The 5,101-nt window shown below is 55.3% G+C and carries 6 protein-coding genes; 4 read left to right on the forward strand and 2 right to left on the reverse strand.

Going from position 1 to position 5,101, the window contains the following annotated elements; translation table 11 throughout:
• Positions 1 to 110 precede the first annotated feature (110 nt).
• Positions 111 to 272, reverse strand: coding sequence for a Tat pathway signal protein (locus ABJQ89_RS18040; protein WP_348497542.1), 162 nt, complete (start codon positions 270 to 272; stop codon positions 111 to 113).
• Positions 273 to 381: 109 nt separating this feature from the next.
• Here ABJQ89_RS18040 and ABJQ89_RS18045 point away from each other — a divergent pair, with 109 nt between their 5' ends.
• A complete protein-coding gene (locus ABJQ89_RS18045; RefSeq protein ID WP_348497543.1) occupies positions 382 to 1,491 on the forward strand; it encodes a pyridoxal phosphate-dependent aminotransferase in 1,110 nt (369 codons plus the stop codon).
• 82 nt (positions 1,492 to 1,573) lie between these two features.
• Positions 1,574 to 1,762, forward strand: coding sequence for a hypothetical protein (locus ABJQ89_RS18050; RefSeq protein WP_348497544.1), 189 nt, complete (start codon positions 1,574 to 1,576; stop codon positions 1,760 to 1,762).
• Here the strand turns inward: ABJQ89_RS18050 and ABJQ89_RS18055 are convergent.
• Entirely contained in the window at positions 1,759 to 2,958 is a 1,200-nt protein-coding gene (locus ABJQ89_RS18055) for an aminotransferase class V-fold PLP-dependent enzyme (RefSeq protein WP_348497545.1), read from the reverse strand. The genes ABJQ89_RS18050 and ABJQ89_RS18055 overlap by 4 nt on opposite strands.
• Before the next feature lie 129 nt (positions 2,959 to 3,087).
• On the opposite strand from ABJQ89_RS18055, the gene ABJQ89_RS18060 reads away from it, so the two are divergent.
• Entirely contained in the window at positions 3,088 to 3,783 is a 696-nt protein-coding gene (locus ABJQ89_RS18060; RefSeq protein ID WP_348497546.1) for a tyrosine-protein phosphatase, read from the forward strand.
• A gap of 1 nt (position 3,784) precedes the next feature.
• Positions 3,785 to 5,101: ABC transporter ATP-binding protein (locus ABJQ89_RS18065; protein ID WP_348497547.1), on the forward strand; the 1,317-nt coding region annotated here is incomplete at its 3' end.

A 5,101-nucleotide genomic window follows, 5' to 3' on the forward strand; every position in this document is an offset into this window, starting at 1 on the left:
CAACATAGGCGACGTGATCGGTGATGGTGGTTGTGACGCGTGACATTCTGAGGCTCCCTAACAGTTGCTAGGCAGCTAGCCTCAAGCGCGCTGAAAAGAAAAGCGGAACGTCAGGGCACAATGCGTTCAACAGCGCGCATCATGCCAAGCGATTTGTCATAGACGAGCGTTAGGATACGGCGACCACCGGCTTTGCTCGCGATGTGTGGAACGCTGCGCACGGCGCCTGCGGCCATTGCACTTGCGATAAATCCTCTACGGGTCAGCTTCATGATCTCCCCTCCTTGGCGACACTCGCTAATTGCGAATGATTCTCATGTAAGCATGTTCCGCGCATTTTCAACCTTGCCCCCTCATCGCGCAGGCACTACCCCTTTCGCCATGACACATCCACGCTACACCGCTCTCGCCCAAACGCTTCCTGCTTCGGTCCCTTTTGTCGGCCCTGAAGCACAAGAACGCAGCCGCGGCGCGCCCTTTGATGCGCGTCTTGGCGCGAATGAGAATGGTTTTGGCCCTGCGCCAAAAGTGCTGGAGGCGATTAAGGCCCATGCCCATGAGGCGTGGATGTATGGCGAACCCGAAAGCCATGATTTACGCAGTGCTTTGGCCGTGCATCATGGAATTGGCATTGAAAACATCGTTATCGGTGAAGGCATCGACGGGTTGCTGAACTATATTGTGCGCTTGATCATAGGCGATGGCGACGCTGTGGTGACATCTGATGGCGCTTATCCGACCTTCAATTATCATGTGGCAGGCTTTGGCGGTGCGCTGCACAAAATTCCTTACAAAGGCGATTATGAAGACCCAGAGGCGCTGCTCGCCAAAGCGCATGAGGTCGGCGCAAAGCTGGTCTATCTGTCCAATCCCGACAACCCGATGGGCACGACCCTTGCACCTTCTTTGATCGAGAACATGGCTGATAATTTGCCCGAGGGATGTTTGCTGGTCCTGGATGAGGCCTACATCGAATTCGCAGAACCCGATGCGGTGCCAAACCTACCGATTGAGCATATAGGCGTGATCCGCATGCGCACATTTTCCAAAGGGTATGGATTGGCTGGCATGCGCGTTGGCTATGCGATGGGCGCGGCGGCATTGATCCGGTCCTTTGAGAAGATCCGCAATCATTTTGGCATGAACCGCTTGGCGCAAATCGCGGCACTTGCTGCGCTCGGCGATCAGGCTGGTTTGCAAGACATTCAAAACAAGGTTGCTGCATCCAAGGTGCAGATTACAGAAATAGCTGAGGCAAATGGCCTAACCTGCGTTCCATCTTCTACCAATTTCGTGACAATCGATTGTGGAAAAGACGGTGATTTCGCGCGCCGCGTTTTGGGTGATTTGATCGCGCAAGGCGTGTTTGTGCGTATGCCCTTTGTCGCCCCGCAAGATCGCTGTATTCGCGTCAGCTGCGGCCCAGACGCTGAAATCGCACGCTTTGCCGAGGCCCTGCCAAAGGCGCTTGTTCAAGCAAGCAAAGGCTAGTCGCTGCAAAAACTTTTAGGAAATTGGTCAAATTGCGGTAGCTTGAGTGCACAACTGTGTTGTGTCCACGAAAGGAGCCGCTTTGGACAACTATCCTGGAAGAGTTGAAAACTACACCAATACCTGCCTCGTCATGGGCTTGATCAATCTCATGTGGATCATGGTCGTGCTCTGGGCATGGAAAGGATTTATCGCTGCGTTGTTACTTGCGGCTGCGGTGCATCGCTGGATCAGCTGGCTCGAATACCGACGCGCACGCGCGCGCGATTAAATCTTGCCAGCCAGTACTTTGGCGACGCCATCAAGAGCGCCTGCGCCATAAGGAATATCCAGCGCGTCAAAGCCCGCCTGTATCGTGCCGAGCGTGCCCATCACCATATGCGCATTGACGTGGCCCATATGGCCAATGCGAAAGAACCCGTCGCCTTTGGGATCATCAGGTTCGGACATACCAAGACCAACGCCCAAGGTGACCCCTGCCTCGCTTTCGCACCAGCGCCGCAATGCTGTGCCTTTTGGTCCGCCAAGTCTGAGCGCGGTCACCGCATGTGAGCGGTGTGTCGGCTCGTTAACGTTCATGGTCAAAGCGCCGCCTTCGCCCCATGCCGAACACGCAGCCCATACGGCATTAGCCAGCGTTTCATGGCGCGCCCACACGGCCTCAAGCCCTTCTTCGTGGATCATATCCAGTGCAACGCGCAGCCCATAAAGCACATGGGTGGGTGCTGTTCCGCCAAAGTATTCCGACAAGATCGTCCCGCTGGAACGGTGGGTCCAATCCCAATACCGGCTCACACGTTTCATCTTTTGGCGCGCGGCCTTGGCGCGGTCATTGAAGAACACGAATCCAAGTCCGGGCGTGACCATCAACCCTTTTTGACTGGCGGCCACCATGACATCGACGCCCCAAGCGTCCATCTCGAAACGATCACAACCAAGAGAAGCAATGCAATCCGCCATCAACAGCGCCGGATGCCCCGCCGCATCGAGCGCCGCGCGCACGCCAGCGATATCGCTTTTGATCGACGTCGATGTGTCGACATGCACGGCCAAAACCGCCTTGATCTTGTGCTCCGTATCAGCGCGCAGCGCAGCCTCAATCGCCTCAAGGTCCATTGGGGTTTTCATCCCGAAATCCAACGTTTTGACCTCTGCGCCCAAACCAGTCGCCATATCGCCCCAGCCATAACAGAATCGTCCCGTTGAAGGCACGAGGACAAGATCATCCTCTGCGATGACATTGCTGAGCGCAGCTTCCCATGCCGCATGTCCATTGCCGATATAAATCGCCACATGGTGCTCGGTGCGTGCAATACGGCGCAAATCGGCAGTAATCGCAGGCATCATTTCCGTGAGCTCGCCCTCATAAATATTCGGCGAGGCACGATGCATCGCGCGTAAAACCGCGTCAGGCACAACCGAGGGGCCAGGAATTGCAAGATAGGTACGGCCGTTTGCGAGGGACATCGTTAAAAACTCCATTGTCGTTACGCGGACACTAATCTCTTCGCGCGCGCCGTCAACGGGGGCAAACCTTGCACCATCGCGCGCCAAGGTCTACATCCCGCTGAAGGGCCCCATTGGCAGGATCAAAAGATGTTAAAAAACCTTGGTAAACGATTGAGCGATTGGGAACGCAATTGGCGCTATTCCTTTGGCAATGACATCACTGATCCCGTGGAGCGCCGCAAATCTGTGTGGCATTTCAATCTGTTCGACCATAATTTCTTGCGCATCTATTGGACAAATTTCTTTCCGGTCAGCGAAGGTGTGTGGCGATCAAACCAACCCACGCATAAGCGGTTCATGAAATATCGCGACATGGGGATCAAATCGGTGATCAACCTGCGCGGAACGGACCCGCGTGCACATTATTTATTCGAAGAAGAAAGCTGCCGCATTCTTGGGCTGAAATTGCACAACACCCGCCTTTGGGCGCGCACGGCTGCGGATCGCGAAAATATTGTCGCTGTAATAGACCTGATGCGCACTGTTGAGCGCCCTTACATGTTCCATTGCAAATCTGGCGCCGATCGCGCGGGATTCTGCGCTGCGATGTATCAGATGATCTTTGACGATGTGCCTGTGCAAAAAGCGCGCGAGCAACTGTCGATCAAATTCATCCACCTCAAATGGTCCAAAACAGGCGTGCAGGACTATATCCTAGACGTCTTTGAAGCCCGCCAAGCCAAAAGCGATATTGATTTCGAGACGTGGATTCGCACGGAATACGACAACGACAAAATCCAAGAAGGCTTTGACAGCAAAACGCCAGCCGCGCAGATTGCCTGATATGGCCACTCCTGATCATTCCAGCCGCACGCTCCTGAAATGGCTTTGGCGCAGCTACCTAAGCCGCCATCTCTGGATGCTCCTGCTCGCCACCTTCTTTATGGCGCTTGAAGGATCGATGCTGGGCCTGCTCAGCTGGATGATGAAGCCCATGTTTGATCTGGTGTTCCTTGCGGGGGATCAATCAGCGCTATGGTGGGTTGGTCTCGTGATCTTGGGTATTTTCCTTGTGCGTGCGGGGGCGTCAGTCATTCAAAAGGTGATCCTGACGCGTATTTCCCAACAATCAGAGGCGGATATGCGCGGCGATCTTTTGAGCCATCTGATGCGCCTCGATGTGAGCTTTCATCAGGTCAATGCGCCCGGCACGTTGATGCAACGCGTCATCGGTGACGTGTCTGCCGTCAGCCAAGTCTGGAATGCGATTATCACGGGCGCGGGTCGCGATTTGGTGGCTGTTGTTGTGCTCTTCGGCGTCGCGATGAGCGTCGACTGGCGTTGGACCGCTGTTGCTTTGGTCGGTGTGCCGCTCTTGGTTCTCCCGTCCCTCGTGGCGCAGCGTTTTGTGCGCCGTCATTCACGTACGGCGCATCAGGTTGCCGCCCGCCAATCTGGTCGTCTTGATGAAGTGTTCCACGGTATCGTCCCTGTAAAACTCAACCGTCTAGAAGACTACCAAGCACGCCACTATGCCAAGCTCAACGCTGAGCGCGTAGAGGTCGAAGTGACCACGTCCCTCGGCAAAGCCGCCATTCCAGGCCTCATCGATGCCATGTCAGGTGTCGGTTTCCTTGGGGTTCTGATTTACGGCGGCGGCGAGATTATTTCCGGCGAAAAGACCGTCGGTGAATTCATGGCGTTTTTCACAGCGCTTGGCTTTGCTTTTGAACCGCTGCGCCGCCTTGGCACGATCACTGGTGTATGGGAAGCGGCGGCCGCTGGCATTGAACGTGTTATGGAATTGCTCGCACTAGAGCCGGTTCATAAAAGCCCCGCGCACCCCGTCCCTGCACCAGTTGGCACGCCTGAGATCACGCTCGACGCGGTTGAACTCAGCTACGGCGATGCAGATGTCCTGCGTAAAACCAGCTTTGTCGCGCCTGCGGGTAAAACCACCGCGCTTGTTGGCCCTTCTGGCGCTGGTAAATCCACGATCTTCAATGTGCTGACGCGCCTGACTGATCCGCAAAAAGGCCAAGCCCTCATCGGCGGTGTTCCCGTCACAGACATGGCCCTTGCTGACCTGCGCGATATGTTTTCTGTGGTGTCACAAGATGCGCTGCTCTTTGATGAAAGCTTGCGCGAAAACATCTTGCTT

This window comes from Planktotalea sp. (assembly GCF_039984035.1).
Lineage (GTDB): Bacteria > Pseudomonadota > Alphaproteobacteria > Rhodobacterales > Rhodobacteraceae > Planktotalea.

Bases quoted from the DNA above. Each gene is read 5' to 3' on its own strand.
- ABJQ89_RS18040 (WP_348497542.1), bottom strand. From the start codon at position 272: ATGAAGCTGACCCGTAGAGGATTTATCGCAAGTGCAATGGCCGCAGGC.
- ABJQ89_RS18045 (WP_348497543.1), top strand. From the start codon at position 382: ATGACACATCCACGCTACACCGCTCTCGCCCAAACGCTTCCTGCTTCG.
- ABJQ89_RS18055 (WP_348497545.1), bottom strand. From the start codon at position 2,958: ATGTCCCTCGCAAACGGCCGTACCTATCTTGCAATTCCTGGCCCCTCG.
- ABJQ89_RS18060 (WP_348497546.1), top strand. From the start codon at position 3,088: ATGTTAAAAAACCTTGGTAAACGATTGAGCGATTGGGAACGCAATTGG.